Source organism: Paraburkholderia sp. BL10I2N1 (genome assembly GCF_004361815.1).
Lineage (GTDB): Bacteria > Pseudomonadota > Gammaproteobacteria > Burkholderiales > Burkholderiaceae > Paraburkholderia.
The window spans coordinates 3387035-3404862 of record NZ_SNWA01000002.1 but is presented as its reverse complement, the minus strand read 5'-3'; the positions used below and the strand labels follow the sequence as shown (position 1 = coordinate 3404862).

Sequence of the window (17828 nt, the reverse complement as noted above, 5' to 3'; positions counted from 1 at the left end):
TTACAATTCCGGTGGCAAGGGAGGAAGCATCGGTGCGGCACCAGCCTTGCCGACCACAAAAATCCTTTCGGGCATCTGGAACCCGCGCAGCTTCAACAGTTCGAGCGGACCGGCTCCGACCTGCGCACGCAGCACGTAGCGCAACGGGTCGCCATTCGCATCGTTCCACGTGAGCTGGTAGCGGGTACTGTCTAGCTGCTTCACATCGGCTTTTGCGAGCAGGCGCAGGAATGCCCAGTCTCCCGTCGAATCGAACGCCTGCCTCAGGCCCGCGTTGAGTGTCTGCCACGTCAGACCCGCATGCCCGTTCAGGCCGTCACCGGGCCATGCGAGCGGCGTCCAGCTTTCCTGCTGGTTGAAATAGACGATCTGCCTGCCGTCGACCGACAGTTCCGAGCGCGTCACGTTCGGCGTCGGCAAGGCCATCATCTCGAAGTGCTCGTTCGCATCGCCCTTCATGTAGAGCTGCGCTCCGACCGTCGATAGCTGGCGCAGGCCTGCAAGGAACTTCGGATCGAACTGGAGTGCCTGTGGTGCGAGTTCGTTCGGTATCCAGTGATCACCTTCGAGCTTCAGTACGCCCGCGAGTTGCGTCGAGATGAAACGGGCGATCAGGCCAGTGTCGGGACGGACGAAGCGCCCGAGTTCGGCGAAAGACGCATCGGCCTGCGTGTCGAAAAACGGATAACGTCCGCTCATCGCGGCATTGAACGGCGCGGCGACGCTCGCGCGCCACGCCTCGTTCAGGCTGGCCGCGGCCGGTTGCAGGATCGTCTGCCACGCGGCTTCGGGCGGCCGCGCAAACGCCGCGTTGCCGAAGCCCGCCCATGCGGAGCCGAGACTTGCGGCTGTCAGCGCCGCGTCATCGCGTGCCTGCGACAACTCAGAGAGCTTGCCCTGAAATACTGCCTGCGCGAGTGAGCGCGCCATCGCCTGTGCGTCGGGACTCCCCGCGATCTGCTGAAGCTTCAGACGCATCGTCGTGACCGCAGTGAGATAGCGGGACAGGCTTACGCCGCTGAGCGCGACATTCGCCGACGTGTTGCCCTTGACGTTACCGGAGGCCGGGGGAGTGCCGGTCTCGCCCATCAATGCGAGTAGCGGGCCGAATGATTTGTCCAGCGGATTGACGGTCGGTGCCTGCGCGTTGTCGTCGTTGCCGATCAGACTTTGTGCCTTGCGGACCAGCGTATCGGTCAGCGCCTGCGATGGCCGTCCCGCCTCTGCCTGATACTGCACCGACTTCATCAGCGCGATCAGCGGCGAGGTCTGCGCGTCGGCGAGGCGCGTGAGCTGGTCGATTGAGCCGTTCAGGTTCGGCGCTGGCTGCCACTGGAGGCTGTTGAGCAGGGTCTGCCAGGCCGCCGTGTATTCCGCGAAGTAGCGCGCGGTGAGGCGCTGCTTCAGTTGCTCCGCAGTGCGCTTTTCGTCAATGGCGGCGCCGGTGCGGACCGCCCCCTGTGCGAGGGTGTCACCGATGGTCTGTGATGGTTGCGCGCCGGTCAGCACCCAGTCGCCGCTCACGCGTCGCTCGCTTGCGGTCCTGTCGATAGCGTCCGCGATCATGCCGTCCCAGGCGGCACGCGTGTAGATGCCCGGCACCGTCTGCGACGTCGTGAACATCCCGCGTGCGTCCGCACCGTTGAGCAGCGTCTGGAGCGATGCATCGGCATATTTACCTTTGACCTCGTCGAGGATGCTCTGGTACACGGTGTCGTCGGCTGAGGCGAGTCCCATCTGCGTGACCAGCATGTTGCGGGTAGTGCTCACGAGGCTGCTGTCGGGCGTGATGCGCCATTCAGGGTGAGCCTTCAGATGATCCGCATAGAAGGCTGCAAGCCGGCGGCCCGTATCGTCGCGCTCGCCTTCGGACATGTCCACCGGACGTCGCCACAGGGCAACGAGTGTGCGTCGGAGGAACGTCGCATCGGCGTGGGCGGGGTCGCCGAGCATCAGGTAGGTCTTGAGCGCCCTATAGGTGCTGCCGCGCGTATCCTGCGATTGCAGTGCATCGGCGCGGGCTTCGCCTGCGGCCTTGAGCAGGTCAGTGATGGTTTGCACTACTGGCGCCTGCATGTTCTGCGTCGCGGCGACCCGGTACGGCTGCCAGAGCGCCGCAAGGATGTCATCGTTGCGCGAAAGGCCCGCGCGCAGGTACCACGGCGCGCCGTGCTGCTCTCGGTATTCGAGCTGTTCCATCAGTAGTTGGAGCGCGAGCTGGTCGCGCCAGGATTCGGCGGTTTGCGGTTTTGCCTCGACAGCGGTCTGCGCTGTCTGATTTGCCTCGCGCGCAAGCTGCCGGTTGCCGATGAAGGACACCGTCATCCACACGCACCACGCGATCGCCGCGGCCGTGACGAGAGTGGCGAGCGCATTGGGCCAGTAGAAGCCGACGCGCCGGCCCCGGTAGTTGGGCGACCCCGCCGCGATTTCGCGCCACACCGGCAGCAACGCGGCGGGCTGCTCGCGCGTGACCGGTACTGCCGCTGTCGGTGTGTCGACAGGCTCGCCGGGTATCCCGTCGCCGTTGACAACGGGTATCGGCGAGACAGTCTGCCCCGAAAAAACCGGCGCGAACATGACGCCCGCGAGCGGCGCGTGCAGCCAGTTCGACGCAGCCAGTCCCCGAAGGCCATCGACGATGCGCTCGCAATGGTCGCCGACATACTTCGAGACTTCCATCAGCCAGGTCACCCGAAGGTTGTTCCGGGTGCAAAGGTGTATGCCCGCGTCCGCAGACCGCTGCTCGACCTCGTTCAGCAGCTCCGGCAGTCTGGCGACGGCCGCCGCCTGTCTGCGCGAATCGTTCGGCATGAACGCGCCGACGGCATCGAAGCGCTCGGACGGGCTACCCTTTGCCTCGACCAGATGAAGGAACGTAACGGGCGCGGCCCAGCCGAGCGCCGTGCCGATACCTGAGAGTGCGCGGGGCAGTTCGGTATCCGTATCGTCCGCGCCCGCGACGTGAACGACGCCATCAACCGGGCAGCGGCGGCGCAACTGGCGGAGCTGGCCGAGCCACTTCTGCGCCTCGATCCCTTCCGGCGATACATGCACGAGGATGGTTTCGTCCACATGCATAACGCCCGCCTGCTTGAGACCGGGCACTATCTGATCGATGCGTTCGTCCGTGCCATTCACCAGCAGCCAGCGCAGGCGGTGACGCCAGAACCAGCCCTGCGAGACGCGCAGTTCCTCGTAGATGCGTTGCAGACGGGCGTCGCGCTTGAGTGGTTTCGCCGCCTTCGTGCGGTCGCCGGTCTCGCTGCGGAAGAGCCGCCCCGCGAAGTTGTAAGCGCCGGTCGCGAACAGGACGAGGTGAGCGACGACGACGACCGCGAAAGTTACGAGAATGGCGATAATCGCTTTTAGTCGTGACTCGCCCGCGGTTACGCCAACCAGGTCACCGCGCAGCGATACGATGCCGATTGCAAGCACGGCGACGATCAGGGCCGCGACGGGTACCCCCCAGATCGCCACACGGCTCGATGGCGGGGATTCCTCCGTTGTGGTCACGGGCTCAAGCGAGCGCAGGGTAAGCCTGGGGTCTGTCATCAGTATTCCGGTTGTTATCTATTGTTGCAGGCGTTACGTGCAGGAGCGCGGACTGTACGCCGTCGATGATCAGTTGCGCGCCGTCTGCGGCGCCTGATTCGATAGCCGCTGCGATGGAGAGCCAGCCGTTGCCGTCGCCGAGGTCGCCGACGACACGGTCGGGCCGCCGCTGCGCCTCGTCTTTCGCAATGACATCCATATGGGCCCGGCGTAGCGCCTTGTCGCATCCGTCTACAGGACGGGTTATCCACGCGCGTACGATCGAGGCGAAGTCAGCCTTGCCCCATACCGCAGCATTCGCGAAGCCGTATTCGACTTCGTCTGCGAGCCCGGCGACAGGACGGTGCAGTAGCGCGGCGACCTTGACCGTTTCCGGCAGCCGGAAATATCCCGCCGTCAGGAGCACGGCGACGCATCCCTCGGCGCTGCCCTCGGGTGGACCAGCCTCATGCCATGCGATCGCTACGACGAGCAGCGGGCGCGTCTCCTTCGCGTCGAGCCACGCATCGGCGACGATCAACCCGTCCGAAGCTGGTACCGCCTGGACCGCGAGTGGCGGCAGGCCCGCGATGTGTAGCGCCTCGACCACCCGCGCGACGTCGGCCTGCTCCCTGCCGTAGGCGCTCAGTACGCGTACCTGCGGCCACCAGACCCGCTCGTAGCTTGTCAGGGCGAGCAGCCCCGGCTTCAGCGGCTCAAGCGCCTGGGCAATCTTGAGCGTCAGCAGCGAAACCTGCTTCGTTGCCTGTTCCGCCTCAATGCTTTGTTCGCCGAGTTCGAGGCCAGACGTAGCGGGCTCGTCGACCATCCAGTTCGCGTCCTCGAAGCGGGCGTGAAAGACGAGTTCCGAGCCGGTACGCGGTATCTGCGCAGCAGGCAGGCGTTTCCCGGCGGCAATCGCGTCCGCAAGCGTCTGTTTGCCAAGCGGCAAACAGCACCCGACGCCGAGCACCTGAAGCGGCTTCTGCGCCGTGCGTAGTCGCGCCGTCAGCCACCGGCTGCGATGATGGTTGCGCCAGTGCGCCCGGTACCAGAGCCCCTCGTAACCGGCCCGCTCGATAGCCAACAGGATCAGGAACGTACCGTTAGGAGCGCCAACGAAACAGAACCAGAACCATCCTCCGCTTGCTGGCTGGCCTTTCGGCCAGAGCAGCATGGCAATGGCAACGCCGAATACGTTGCAGGCGAGCCAGATGCAGAACCACCACGGCCAGAACCGGGGGCGGCGCGGGTAGGCGCTAGGGCGTCCCGCTAAAGAAAGGTCGACCGGCATTACTCGATATTGACGTTCTGAAGCGACGAGATCAGCCGGCAACCGCACGCGCAGCGGTAATGATGGAAGGCGACCTCCGTGCCATTACGGTCGGGAAACCGCGCGTAACCTTCGTCTATGACGGTCGGGCCGTGCTGGTTGCAGATAGCCGTGTCACCCTTTCGGGCGAGCGGGCGGCCCATGAAGTTGGTCCAGGGCGAGCCGCCCGTCACTTCGCCGCCGTGTTCGAGTTCGTCGCCTTTTCGGATCGGAGATTTCATTTCGAGGGATTCGTTTCATTTAAAGAGCGCCGCGCAGGCGTCGTCCGTCGCTACGACACGTCGGTTGCCCCGAACGTCCCACACGCCCGGATAGGCGTCTTGTGAACAGTCCATTTCGCCGCTTGGCGCGGCATAGCGTCCATTGGGAGAGATAATCGCAGTCCCCGCCTCGCCGCTACCACCAAAAGCGGATTCCCTCAGTTCACTAAGTCTCCGGCCCGGAATATACGCCCCCCTTATCGACACAAGGTTTCGCGATGTTCCGATACGTGCAACAGTAGCCAGATATGTGAATGGCCGCACGCTAACAAAATCGAGGGCAACATAAATATCCTTTGAGAGATTTATGTCGGACAGTACCCCCACATTTGACGGGATCGAGAGGACGTGGACTACCCGCCCAGCTTGACAAGTGGCTAGATCCTGTTTTGGGATATAGCCAGTTTCTGAGACCATTACCGCCGATTTGTCGAAACTCTCGATTGCATAAAGCGGAGGCTTGTCAAGTGAGCACTTTCTAGAGTTGTCGATTGTAATTGAGGAACCAGCTACCTCATAGGTATCATCTGCGTGAGCGGCTCCTGCGAGAAAGACTGATGCCAGCACAACCAAACCCCATCCGATTCTAGGCATTTCCGAACTCTCACGAAATAATTTCTTTAGCAGAACGAGTGAAATCAAGCCGTCGCTCCCAGTCAATATAACCACCATTAATCGCATATGTAACGTCGCGCGAGATTTGCCGTTCTTTTTGCTTGTCCGAATCAGAGATAGCCGGTTGCGAAGAATCCATGTCGATACGTCTAGTCACTTTTGGCCTTTCGAATCGCAAATAAAATCCCCCGCTATCCAGACTATTCTCAGGAAGGGCAACTCTCTGAGGGGCATCAATCATCGCGGGTTTTTTTGTCATACCGCTGCGATTGTGCGCAATATACGCTGGGTCGGTCCACCATGATGCGGTAAACGACGTACTCAAAATCCACCCCTTGAACGTCCAGTAATCTGCGTAATTGCTTCGCCCAGTAAGCTGCTTGAAACCCCGCCCTCGAAACTTTTGGGAATCTTCTCGATCGCAGTTGCCGTTCTGCCAGTCGTATGAACCCGTAATGCGCACCCCGTGTCTGTTGAATTTTACCGAGCGGAACCAAGCATCGTCCTCAGTAGGAATCTGACCGTACCAATGTCCCAACGTGGATTCTGCAACTTCCGACGCCGGATTTATCACCGTTCCATGAAATCCATCACTTTCGAGGTGCCCTAGCATGCTCGTTTCCTGCATCGATGCGAGCCATGCGCTTTCAACGGCACCTTGGCCAAGATAATGGGCAAGCCGAACGGGGGACGTTAAACCAAATTTTCGTACTGCCAGATTTAGCGGCCTCAAGTAGGTATTACGCAATTGATCCGGAGATGGTCGCTGATTTCTACTGTAGCGCCTATCCGAGTAGATCTGCTTAAACTCGTCCTTGCTCAACCATCCGCACTTCCTGAAATGCCGGATGAACGCGAGTGGATGGAAGAACCAGAGCTTCTGCCCGGCGGGCAAGCCGGTCGTATCGCAGAACTGGATTTCCTTGAGGTAATTGATGAACTTGTTGTAGCCCTGCTCGTTGCCGTAATAGAAACCGCCCTCGTCGAGCAGCTTTGCGTAACGCGTCTGGTTGTTCGTACCATCCCATTCGCTGGGGGCGTTGCAGATAAATCCGCGGAGAGCGTGGCGTACACCATCGTGGCTCCTGACGTAGCCCGAAAGCTCGTCTGCCTTTTGTACTTCTGTCGTTTGTGTCGAGACCGTAGGCTGTGCGCTGTCCGCAGCATCCTTGACGAGTTTCTTGAGCGCGTCGATATCGCACAAGCCGTCGCTGCTGAAGGGCGTATTGCCGTCGCTGAGCTTTTGCAAGCCCATGAACGACGGGAAATCCGCGTCGGACAGCTTCTTGATCGCCGCGTTGTTGATATTGATATAGCCTTGCTTTCCCGCAGCGTAGGTCACTTGTACCCACGTCGCACAGGCTGCGCCGGCGAGGGTTGCGGGCGTCGAGAGGATGCGCCCGAAACGTAGCATCTCGTAGCCGTCGCTCGGACAGGTGCCGTAGAGCGCCGTCGCTCGGTGATAAAGATCGTATTCGTAATCGGCCTCGCACACCGGTGACTCCGTCAGCTGCGTACGCGAACCGTCCGCCTCGACGCTCCAGACGTTGGTATATTTCGCTCCCTTGCTGAAGTACGTCTCGACGACGAGCGGCGGCGTATTCGTCCCCGCCTGCCGCGTCTCGAACTTGATACCGTGTAATTTGTTGTGCGCGTCCGTTCCCGGAGGGAGCGCGTAGAACTGCTGCCCCGCAGGGATCGTGTAGTACGTGTGCCCCCAGCAGTCCGAACCTGTCGGTGTGTCCGGCGCGGCGTTGCCAAGCTGCGTATGGCCGAAGTACGCATCGAAATCGGCCGGCGTCGTGAAGATCTCGAAGTGCGTGTAGGTCACGCTGTCATAACGCCCGAGAAATCCGATGACGTCCTTGCGTCGCACCGTGTTGTCGCCGCCAGCGACCGCTGGTTCCACGGCACCCTGGGCAACCTGGCCAGTAGGTTTCCGGAGGAACTCGGGCAGTCGTCTCCCGTCGTGCCCGAACGGCTGGTACTCCGCGAGCGGCAGCAGATGCATATAGAGCGAATAGAACGTCAGTTTGCGACCATCGCCCGTTTCGGTCGAGTGCCTGAGCAGGACGAAGCCCGCGTTGCCATTGCCCGAGTCAATCGCGTGCTGGCAGACCCGGTACGCGACGACCTCGCCATCGGCGATCGCATAGACAGGACCATGGTCGTGGGGTGCGAGATGGACGCCGCAATGCCAGCGCCGGTCGAAGGCGATCGGGTAGATGCCGTGCGCGAGTTCGAACTTGTCGACCGCGTCCATCATGGGGTCGGGCTTCGATCCGTCGGTAGCAGTGAGGCCAGATTCAGGCAGAAACGGGGGGCTGATAATCATGAGGTGTCAGTTCGTATGGGAGTACCGCTCATTGAGCGTCAGGTCGCCTTTCGGCAGGACGGGCAGTACGGCGGGTACGTTGTCGGGTCCCACAAACGTGAACGAGCCGGCCTTGATCGTGAACGCACCAGGACAGTGAAAAGTCATGTTGCCGTTTTCAATCACCAATGACGCCCCGCCGCTGTTCAGCGTGATTTTCGACTTCGCCGCGACCTGAACGTCCGCGCTCTCACTCGCGACACGCAACTGCTTCTGCGCGAACAGATCCATCCCGTCCGTCAGCGCCGCAGCCGTAAACTTGCCCTTAGCGGCGGTCAGGTTGATGCCGAGTCTGTGCGCGCATAACGAAATCAGGTCACCCGCTACCATGCGCAGACGCTTCACGACGCTGACGTCCATGTCCTGACCCGCGGTGACGATCACGTTCTGGCCCGCCGAGTGCTGCGCCGATTTCGGCGTTACGAACGCCATGCCGCCCGGAGCGCTGGCGAGCAGTCCCGCATCGCGAAGCTGGTTCAGGCCGTCGACGAGCGCCGCCTGCGTGACCCGGTCGGCAGGGTCGGCCCCGGCCTGCGCCGTCGCCGCCGCAAGGTCCGTTACACGTTGCAATGCCGCCTTGAGTTGCGCGACGGCTGCGGGCATCTCAAGGTGCGGCGTATCGGCCCCGGCCGCCGCGTCCGCCGAGAAGAACAGCCCCTTGGCGGCTCGCATCGTGCCCCAGCCCTGGGTCGTAATTTCTGATCCTTCACCCCGCAGGAGCTTTTTGCTGTTGAGCAGGTAGCCCTGGTTCACCGCCGACTGGCTGTACACCGTCGCGATGCGCGCGCTTTCCTTGTCCTTCAGATCGTTAAAGACGATCTCCGCGCCGCGTAGCGGCGAGCGCCAGATTGCATAGCTGAACATCGCCTGTGCGCCGTGTACGACGTCAGGGTGCGAATAGTCGTGCAGGGCACCGGATATGTGAAGGCGGTCCACATCGTTGTGGGCGGCTTCGAGCAGGACTTCGGTCGTCGGGAGCAGTGGCGAGTGAAAGCCGCCCTGATAGGACGACGACGGACGCAGGAGGCGCAGATAAAGGACCTGCTTTTCGGTGCTCGCCGAACCCTGGAGAAATTTCGGAAGGACGGGATAGCGCCCGAACTCGTCGAGACACGCGTAAGGCGCGGTATCAAATGTCGTGACAACGCCGACGACGGGGCCATTCAGAAATCTCCAGTCCCGCTCGTATACGAACTCGGGCCGGTAGGCGAGGTGCGCGGGCATCGCCTTGAACTTTGTGTAGGCCGGTTTCGTACGGCTGCCCTTCATCTTCATCGAAGTAATCACGAAGCCATATTCGGCGCTTGCGACCTTCGTATTGGTCAGCTTTACGACGACGCCCGGTACTACACCCTTCGCGTTGGTCGTGCCCGACAGCGTCGCCTGCCGCGCGATCTGCTCGTCACGCCGCACCTGCGCGAGTGCTTCGCCCTGTTCCGGCGTCAGATGGAATTCCGCGCTGCGACTGATCTGCCCGAATACCGAGCGGTCGTCAGCGTCATCGGAGACGTTCGCCGTCGCCCGTAACTGGTCCTCGGGCGTCCGATAGTTGCGCTCCCAAAGCTCGATGCAGGCCGCGACCAGCGTACGCTTTTCGTTGACCTTGAGTACCGCCTCGTGCCAGTTGCCCGTCAGGCCGGAATCCGGCATGAGTGGAAGCTCAAGCGAGCGGATATAGCCGCGCGGGTTGTCCGTAAAATACGAGGGTGTCGAGCTTGCCTTCCTTGCCGCGTCCCTGTTTGTAGACCAGAAAATTCCTTTGCGCCTGGCGTGCCTGACAATAAACGCCCACACCGACTCCTCGTACATGACGACCTGTTCGAATTTCTCCTGCGCCCCTTCGAGATGGAACTCGATATCGAAGGGGTCGAAGTTTTTCCGGTCGACAACGAGCTCGGTGACGATCTCCTGAAACGTCTTGTCCCTGAACGTCTCGGACTTGACTATCTGCTTGAGCAGGGCTGCGAAGCGTGGCTCGATTCGCAGCTGGTAGGCGGCCTCGTCGCGGCTCACACGGATACGTTTCCAGCGCGTGACGACTCCGTTGAAGGTGGCCGCTTCATGGTTGACAGGATCGATATAGCTTACCGAAGGGACCGTCGCCAGTTCGTCAATCTGTAGCCCCGCCCGCCTCCCGACGCAGCGCTTGCCGTCGATATCCAGCTGCGACGACGTAACCGTTATATCGACCGTATAGTCATTGCAGAGGCCCGCGCGCACCTTGAAGTCGAGCACGTCGAGGCCGAGATCAAGCGTACCGAGCCAGATCCGCAGACGCTGGGTCAGGCGCGCGCTCGGATGGCGCAACACATCCGTCAGAGACTTCGTTACAGCATTCATACGCATACCGGTTCGTTGAGAGGAACAAGCGAAACCGCGGGATTCGAAGCTACGCGTCGCATTCGCAATTTCGGGCGAGATCGCAATTTAGTAACTAAAAAGTTAAGTCTTCGCGATTTGTGAGAAGACTTCAGTGTGCTGCGGCCAGAATTGGAACGATGTTGAAACGGGTGAGAGAACAGGCAGCAGCGATGGCGGCGCGGCCCAGACGCGTGAGGTAGTAGCGGTAGGTATGGGCCACCTTCTTGATCAAGCCGAGTGTGCGCAGTCGCGAGAGCTGTCGGGACAGCACCGGGGCGCTCATGTCCACATGCCTGGCCAGATCGGCACGGCGCAGGCCATGCACGTTGAACTCGCCGCGCTGCAAGGCACGCAGCAGTGCTTGCTCGCCGCCGTTGAAGAAGTTGAGTCCTTTGACCCTGCGCTCATTACTGCCCACGCGGGACTGGCTCAAACGTTGAAGGTCGCGCTCACCTGCGCTGGGGTCATCCAGACTCGACAAAAACGCGAGGTAGCGCTGGTTGCAGCCCAGCATGATCTCGCGCAGGTCGAACAGGCTGTAGATGGTTTTCCTCAACGCTGCGAGTTCGTAGGTGCTTTGGCCATTCCTGTGTTCCACCTTGCGGTGGTGTTTGAAGAAGCTCACGTCGTTGATGGTGGTTTCTATCCGCAACACATGGGAGAACTTGTCGTAAACCTTGACGCTGGCAACGCCCATATGGTGCTTGATGCAGCGTCCCTCGATGCGGGTGGACAGCCGCGAGCCGATCTCCTGCGCCAATTGCGGCGTGACCTTCTTGCCCAGGAAGCCGGCTACTTTCCCGGCGTGCGCGGCCAGCACCGCCTGACGCGACAGCACGTCGTACAGCGGCACCAGCGTCTGTTGGCTGCGGAACATCAGGTCAGTGGAATACTCGGCCTGCCGCAGGCTCCAGTGGTAGGTCTGGCCGAACACGTCGAGCACCGGGCACAGCCACTGCGCGTAGCGGTCCAGTCGCTCATGCAGCATATCGGGGCTCAGCGCGTCGGCGATGGCCTGTGCACGGTCCATATCGGCAATGCGCAAAAAGGCGTTGTCGGCCTGCACGAACCCGATGCCCTCGCGCTTGAGCGCACGGGCCACGGCGCCGTGGCCATTGCAGTAGAACTGCAAGCCGAACGGTGCCCAGGTCGGGACCCTGAGGTAGCACAGCCCGAGTTCGTCATCGATGAAGTAGAAGTAGTAGTGCAGACACTTGCCCGTCTCGGGGCGCAGGTAGGTCTTGCCGCTGCTCTTGTCGTGCCACGGCTTGTAGCTCGGGCAGGCCTCCATCGCCGAGATGACGTGCACCAGCCCGGGTGCATCGCCACGCCCCTGCAGCACGCGTGCCACCAGATCTTCCTTGCGGATGTGGCTCTTGTTGACGTGCTCAATCTCGATGCCGGCGGCAGCGCAGACCTCTTGCGCGCGCACACGGATGCGTTCGCGCAGCGGTTCGGCGAACCTGGCGTAGTCGAATAGGCGAATGCCGTTGGCGTTCAGAAAACTCGTCATGCCCGCTGCGTAGCACGCGCCAGGCAGCGTGCCCGTGATCAGGATTCGGTCAAAGCACGACAGCACGCCGTGCAAATTCGCCGCGTAACGCTCAATCAGATCGGCCTTCATGGTTCACTTCGGCATCGGCTGGCTATATGGCTACGCATCGTACTACCTGTTTGGTTCCGGCTCGTCCGGCTTAGGAAGTAGTGCGAGATAAACGTCAAATCAACTTCCCGAGGGCGTCTGGAATTCCCAACAATTTAGTCAAACAACGATAAATAGCATTTTTTCTATTTATTGGGATGAATTTGGGTGATGAGCGAAATTGATGCGTTATGTATAAATCATGCTATCGGCGTTTTCTGTCGGTTTTGCTGTTTCAAGAAGCAATCCTGAATAATCGGAGTAAGTCTGGACTGGGTGGTGCACCGTCACGTCGTGTGAACATGACTACGCCGACAATGAATGTCGCCGGCAGCAATGTTACGACCGCTGCCCCCGCGAGCAGGATCACCGCGACTTCGTCCATGCGCCTGCCTCCCGATGCTTTATCGCCCGGCATTCATGCAGGACATGGCACCGCATCCCCGCAATCGGGATTCACGACAGCGGTTCCGGGTGCGATGCGACAAACGACGAGCGCAGTATCGCCGCCCGCGTAGCGTCAGTGTCGAGGTTGCTGATTGCCAGCTCATGCGCGAGCCGGGTCAGGCCGACCTGCGCATACTGGATTCTTGAGCGTAGTCCCTCGACGCAAAGGTCTGGTCTCTTGCCGCACTCAAGCCAGGCAACCATCCCGAATATCGCATCGACCCCGTGCATATTCCGCTCGCAGTGAAAAGCGAGCAGATCTTCGAGAATGGCGATACGGTCGTGGGGAGAGCTGACATCTGAATTGCGGGGCGAAGCGTCTGGCATGGTCCGTAGTCAGGCCGTTTATATCGATGGCACGTGGGCAGTCCAACCCGTCCCGGTAGCGCCCATACCGGAACCCCCAGATGTCGCGGTCCTCGCGACAGACGCCAACAGACCCGAGGCGGGTCCCGATGAGATTGCGATCATTGTTGACGGGCACCGGTACGGCCAAGCTGGTTGTCTCGCATGGTCAGTGCTCCATCGCGGATGGTGAGCCTGCGACGATACTGCAACCATCGCGATTCTTCAGACGCACGATAAGCGTGAAAGGCTACTGAAAACCACACGCCTGGCACGCCTCGTCAAAACCTGCGAGACTTTCCACTTGACCACCGAACGGACGGGCGTCGAGACGCCCTCTGGAAATGGCACGTCGCGCCCCCAATTGCAGTTCCATGACCTCCGGCTCCCCAGCAGCCGGCGTGCTGGCCGATTTCCATCCGGCCGTCGCCGCCTGGTTCCTGAAAACCTTCCCCGCCCCCACCGACGCCCAGACCGCCGCCTGGCCGGAGATCCGCCGCGGCCGCCCAACGCTCGTCGCCGCGCCGACGGGCTCCGGCAAGACGCTCACGGCGTTTCTGTCGGCCATCGATGAACTGGTCAAGCAGGGCCTCGCCAACGACGGCGCACTGCCCGACGCGACCCTCGTCGTCTACGTTTCGCCGCTGAAGGCGCTCTCCAACGACATCCGGATCAACCTGCAGACGCCGCTGGAAGGCATCGCGAACGAGCTCGCCGAACGCGGCCTGCCGGCGCTCGATATCCGCACCGCCGTGCGCACCGGCGACACCACGCAGCAGGAGCGCAACGCGCTGCGCAAGCGCGCGCCGCACATTCTCGTCACGACGCCGGAATCGTTATACGTGCTGCTCGGTTCAGACTCCGGTCGACGCATGCTGTCGACTACACGCACGGTGATCGTCGACGAAATCCACGCGATCGCGGGCAGCAAGCGCGGCAGTCATCTGTCGCTCAGTCTTGAACGGCTCGACGCGCTGTGTCGCCGGCGCCTGCCGCGCATCGGCCTGTCGGCGACACAAAAGCCGGTTGCGGCCGTCGCGCGCTTTCTGACCGGCGGCGCCAGCCCCAGCGACGACGCGCCCTCCGCTTGCGCGATCATCGATGTAGGCCATGTGCGGGCCCGCGATCTCGCGCTCGAACTGCCACCCGTACCGCTCGAAGCGGTGATGCCGAACGAAGTGTGGGACCGTGTCTACGACCGGCTCGCGGAACTGGTGGCACTGCATCGGACGACACTCGTCTTCGTCAACACGCGCCGGATGGCCGAACGCGCGTCGCGGCATCTGACGGAACGGCTCGGCAAGGAAGCGGTGGCCGCGCATCACGGCAGCATGTCGAAGGAACATCGCTTCGACGCCGAACAAAAGCTCAAGCGCGGCGAATTGCGCGTGCTGATTGCGACTGCGTCGCTTGAACTGGGCATCGATATCGGCGACGTCGATCTAGTCTGCCAGATGGGTTCGCCGCGCGGCATTGCGGCATTCTTGCAGCGTGTCGGGCGTTCCGGGCACCAGGTCGGCGGCATGCCGAAAGGCCGGCTCTTTCCGACCTCGCGCGATGACCTGATCGAATGCGCCGCGCTTCTCGACTGCGTGCGGCGCGGCGAACTCGATACGCTCGAGATCCCGCGCGCGCCGCTCGACGTGCTCGCGCAGCAAATCACTGCCGAGGTGGCAAGCCAGGAATGGAGCGAGGATGCGCTGTTCGATCTCGTGCGGCACGCGGCGCCCTACGCGGACCTCACGCGCGAGCAGTACGATGCCGTACTGCGCATGCTCGCGGAAGGCTATACGAGCCGCCACGGGCCGCGTGCTGCGTACGTGCATCGTGACGTCGTGGGAGGGATGCTGCGCGGACGGCGCGGCAGCAGGCTGGTCGCCGTCACGTCGGGCGGCACGATTCCCGAGAACGCGGATTACGCGGTGGTGCTCGAACCGCAAGGCGTCAACATCGGCACCGTCAACGAGGATTTCGCAGTCGAAAGTCTTGCCGGCGATGTGTTCCAGCTCGGCAATGCGTCGTACCGGATCCTTCGCGTGGAAACGGGGCGCGTGCGCGTCGAGGATGCGCACGGACAGTCGCCGAACATTCCGTTCTGGCTCGGTGAGGCGCCGGGACGGAGTGACGAACTGTCGATGGGAGTTGCGCGCCTGCGCGCGCAGATCGACCGGTTGCTAATGCAAGCATCTGAACCTGCGTTCGCCGGACAGCCGGTTGCGGCCGTTGCGGATCTTGCGGATGGGCAATCCGACGGCGGCGCCGCAGTCACCGAACTCACGGCCCCGGCCATGCTCGCGGCGCACATCGAACACGCGATCGACTGGCTGATGGAGCACATCGGCATCGACGAGACGGCCGCCCGGCAGATCGTCGAGTATCTGGCCCGCGCGCGTTCCGCGCTGAGCGTGCTGCCGACGCAGGACACGCTTGTGATGGAGCGCTTCTTCGACGAATCCGGCGGTACGCAGCTCGTGATTCACGCACCGTTCGGCAGCCGCCTGAACCGCGCGTGGGGCCTCGCGCTGCGCAAACGCTTCTGCCGCACGTTCAATTTCGAGTTGCAGGCGGCGGCGACCGAGGACGCGATCATCCTGTCGCTGACCGGCAGCCACAGCTTCGCGCTCCATGAAGTCTGGCGCTATCTGCATTCGAATACGGCCGAACACCTGCTGATCCAGGCGCTGCTCGATGCACCGCTGTTCGGTGTGCGCTGGCGCTGGAATGCGACGACCGCGCTCGCGCTGCCGCGTTATAGCGGCGGGCGCAAGACCGCGCCGCAGATCCAGCGCATGCGCAGCGACGATCTGCTCGCGGCAGTGTTTCCGGATCAGGCGGCGTGTCTGGAGAACATCGTCGGCGAACGCGAATTGCCGAATCATCCGCTCGTCGACCAGACGGTCGACGACTGTCTGCATGAAGCGATGGACACCGATGGCTGGCTGCGCCTGCTACGCCGGATCGAACAGGGCAACGTGACGCTGGTTGCGCGCGATCTGCCGGCGCCTTCGCCCCTTGCCGCCGAGATCCTGACCGCGAAGCCCTATGCGTATCTCGACGATGCGCCCCTCGAAGAGCGCCGCACCCAGGCCGTGCTCAATCGCCGCTGGACCGATCCCGCTTCCGCCGACGATCTCGGCGCGCTCGACCCCGAAGCGATCGCGAGCGTGCGCGACGAAGCGTGGCCGCAAGCCCTGGGCGCCGACGAAATGCACGAGGCGCTGACCGGCCTCGCGTGCATCACCGAAGCGGAAGCGCAGCGCAACGTCGGCTGGCCCGCATGGCTGGAAGCGCTGGCTACAGGCGGCCGCGCCACCCGCATGCAGGTGGCCGCCGACAACGCGCTCTGGCTGCCGGCCGAGCGTCTGACCTGCCTGCGCGCGCTCTTCCCCGACGCGCCGGTGGAGCCGTCCCTGCGCGCGCCGAGAGGCTTTACGGAAGCGTGGAACGAAGACGAAGCCCTGGTTGAGCTGATCCGCGCGCGCATGACCGGGTTCGGCCCGTCGCCCGTGACACAGATCGCAGGCGCGCTGGCGTTGCCGGTTGCGTCGGTGACGCAGGCCTTGACGCAACTCGAAGCGCAAGGCTATGTGATGCGCGGCCGCTTCACACCCGGCGCCACCGAAGAGCAATGGTGCGAACGGCATCTGCTCGCGCGCATCAACCGCTATACGGTGAAGCGTCTGCGTCGCGAGATCGAGCCGGTGGAGAGGCACGACTTCATGCGCTTCCTGTTCGCATGGCAACACCTGACGCCCGACACCCGCGGCGAAGGACGCGATGCGCTCGCTGCGGTCGTCGATCAGCTCGAGGGTTTTCAGGCGGCCGCGGGCGCATGGGAAGAAGACATCCTGCCGGCCCGTCTCAAGGACTATTCGATCACGTCGCTCGATGAACTATGCCGCTCGGGCAAGGTGGTGTGGACGCGTTTGACGGAACGGTCGCGCGCTGCCAGTGCGCCGGTTCGCAGCACGCCGATCGTGTTGCTGCCGCGGCGTCATGTCGGCATGTGGAGCGCGCTGATCGACCAGTCGAAATTGCCCGAGCTTTCCGCGCGCGCCCAGCAGGTGTACGACGTGCTCGCCGCGCACGGCGCGATGTTCTTCGACGAACTGCTGTCGGAAGCGCGGATACTGAAGATCGAACTCGAAAACGCGCTGGGCGAACTGGTTGCGGCAGGGCTCGTGAATTCGGACAGCTTCGCTGGATTGCGCGCTCTGCTCAAGCCCGTGGCAAAGCGCAACGCGTACTACGGAAGCCGGCGTCCGCGCGGCGCCGGTGCGCTGATCGGCGGGATGGACGATGCGGGACGCTGGGCACTGGTGCGGCGCCGGCCGGCCGCTTCGGCTGACGCAGCCTCCTCTTCTTCCACCCACCGCCCGCCGCCGACCGATCCCGACGTGCTCGAACACATCGCAATGACGTTGCTGCGCCGATATGGCGTCGTGTTCTGGCGTCTGCTCGAACGCGAAGCCGACTGGCTGCCGCCCTGGGGCGAACTGCTGCGCATGCTGCAAAAGCTGGAGGCGCGCGGGCTTGTGCGCGGCGGCCGCTTCGTCAACGGGCTGGCTGGCGAGCAGTTCGCCCTGCCCGAGGCGATCCCCCTGCTGCGCGAAGTGCGCCGACATGCGAACGACGGCGCGTTTGTCTGCGTGTCGGCCACGGATCCGTTGAACCTCGTCGGCACCCTGTTGCCGGGAGACAAGGTGCCGGCAGTGAGCGGCAATCGCGTGCTGTATCGCGACGGGGTGCCAGTCGCGACGCTCGTGGCCAGTTCGTTCGACTTCCCGGCCACGCTCGATGCCGATATCAGGGAGCAGGCGCGGATGCGATTGACGAGGCGCTACTGACCCACGGTAGCGGCCGAAGCCCTTTCGCCTCGCGCTGGACCCCGCGGAGCGCCGCCTGTCCCGCCTGCAC

The 17828-nt window shown here is 62.7% G+C and carries 8 protein-coding genes; 1 reads left to right on the top strand and 7 read right to left on the bottom strand.

Annotated elements, in window-relative coordinates; all coding sequences use genetic code 11:
• The 7 genes from B0G77_RS37680 to B0G77_RS37650 form a co-directional block, all read right to left on the bottom strand.
• Positions 1–3555: an ImcF-related family protein gene (locus tag B0G77_RS37680; RefSeq protein WP_133666794.1), complete on the bottom strand. Its 3555-nt coding sequence runs from the start codon at positions 3553–3555 to the stop codon at positions 1–3.
• A complete protein-coding gene (locus tag B0G77_RS37675; protein ID WP_208116549.1) occupies positions 3521–4828 on the bottom strand; it encodes a hypothetical protein in 1308 nt (435 codons plus the stop codon). The genes B0G77_RS37680 and B0G77_RS37675 overlap by 35 nt, the downstream gene beginning before the upstream one ends.
• Positions 4828–5088: a PAAR domain-containing protein gene (locus tag B0G77_RS37670; protein ID WP_133666793.1), complete on the bottom strand. Its 261-nt coding sequence runs from the start codon at positions 5086–5088 to the stop codon at positions 4828–4830. The genes B0G77_RS37675 and B0G77_RS37670 overlap by 1 nt, the downstream gene beginning before the upstream one ends.
• A gap of 643 nt (positions 5089–5731) precedes the next feature.
• Positions 5732–8077 carry a M23 family metallopeptidase gene (locus B0G77_RS37665; protein ID WP_133666792.1) on the bottom strand — a complete coding sequence of 782 codons (2346 nt, stop codon included), beginning with the start codon at positions 8075–8077 and terminating at the stop codon, positions 5732–5734.
• A gap of 6 nt (positions 8078–8083) precedes the next feature.
• Complete coding sequence (locus B0G77_RS37660) at positions 8084–10456, bottom strand: type VI secretion system tip protein VgrG (protein ID WP_243751375.1); 2373 nt, start codon at positions 10454–10456, stop codon at positions 8084–8086.
• Positions 10457–10586: 130 nt separating this feature from the next.
• Positions 10587–12101 carry a winged helix-turn-helix domain-containing protein gene (locus tag B0G77_RS37655; RefSeq protein WP_133660315.1) on the bottom strand — a complete coding sequence of 505 codons (1515 nt, stop codon included), beginning with the start codon at positions 12099–12101 and terminating at the stop codon, positions 10587–10589.
• Between the two features lie 474 nt (positions 12102–12575).
• On the bottom strand, positions 12576–12893 hold the full coding sequence (locus tag B0G77_RS37650; RefSeq protein ID WP_133666791.1) for a hypothetical protein: 318 nt from the start codon (positions 12891–12893) through the stop codon (positions 12576–12578).
• 362 nt (positions 12894–13255) lie between these two features.
• Here B0G77_RS37650 and B0G77_RS37645 point away from each other — a divergent pair, with 362 nt between their 5' ends.
• Positions 13256–17758: a DEAD/DEAH box helicase gene (locus B0G77_RS37645; protein WP_133666790.1), complete on the top strand. Its 4503-nt coding sequence runs from the start codon at positions 13256–13258 to the stop codon at positions 17756–17758.
• Positions 17759–17828: the final 70 nt, after the last annotated feature.

Bases quoted from the DNA above. Each gene is read 5' to 3' on its own strand.
- B0G77_RS37680 (WP_133666794.1), bottom strand. From the start codon at position 3,555: ATGACAGACCCCAGGCTTACCCTGCGCTCGCTTGAGCCCGTGACCACA.
- B0G77_RS37675 (WP_208116549.1), bottom strand. From the start codon at position 4,828: ATGCCGGTCGACCTTTCTTTAGCGGGACGCCCTAGCGCCTACCCGCGC.
- B0G77_RS37670 (WP_133666793.1), bottom strand. From the start codon at position 5,088: ATGAAATCTCCGATCCGAAAAGGCGACGAACTCGAACACGGCGGCGAA.
- B0G77_RS37665 (WP_133666792.1), bottom strand. From the start codon at position 8,077: ATGATTATCAGCCCCCCGTTTCTGCCTGAATCTGGCCTCACTGCTACC.
- B0G77_RS37660 (WP_243751375.1), bottom strand. From the start codon at position 10,456: ATGAATGCTGTAACGAAGTCTCTGACGGATGTGTTGCGCCATCCGAGC.
- B0G77_RS37655 (WP_133660315.1), bottom strand. From the start codon at position 12,101: ATGAAGGCCGATCTGATTGAGCGTTACGCGGCGAATTTGCACGGCGTG.
- B0G77_RS37650 (WP_133666791.1), bottom strand. From the start codon at position 12,893: ATGCCAGACGCTTCGCCCCGCAATTCAGATGTCAGCTCTCCCCACGAC.
- B0G77_RS37645 (WP_133666790.1), top strand. From the start codon at position 13,256: ATGGCACGTCGCGCCCCCAATTGCAGTTCCATGACCTCCGGCTCCCCA.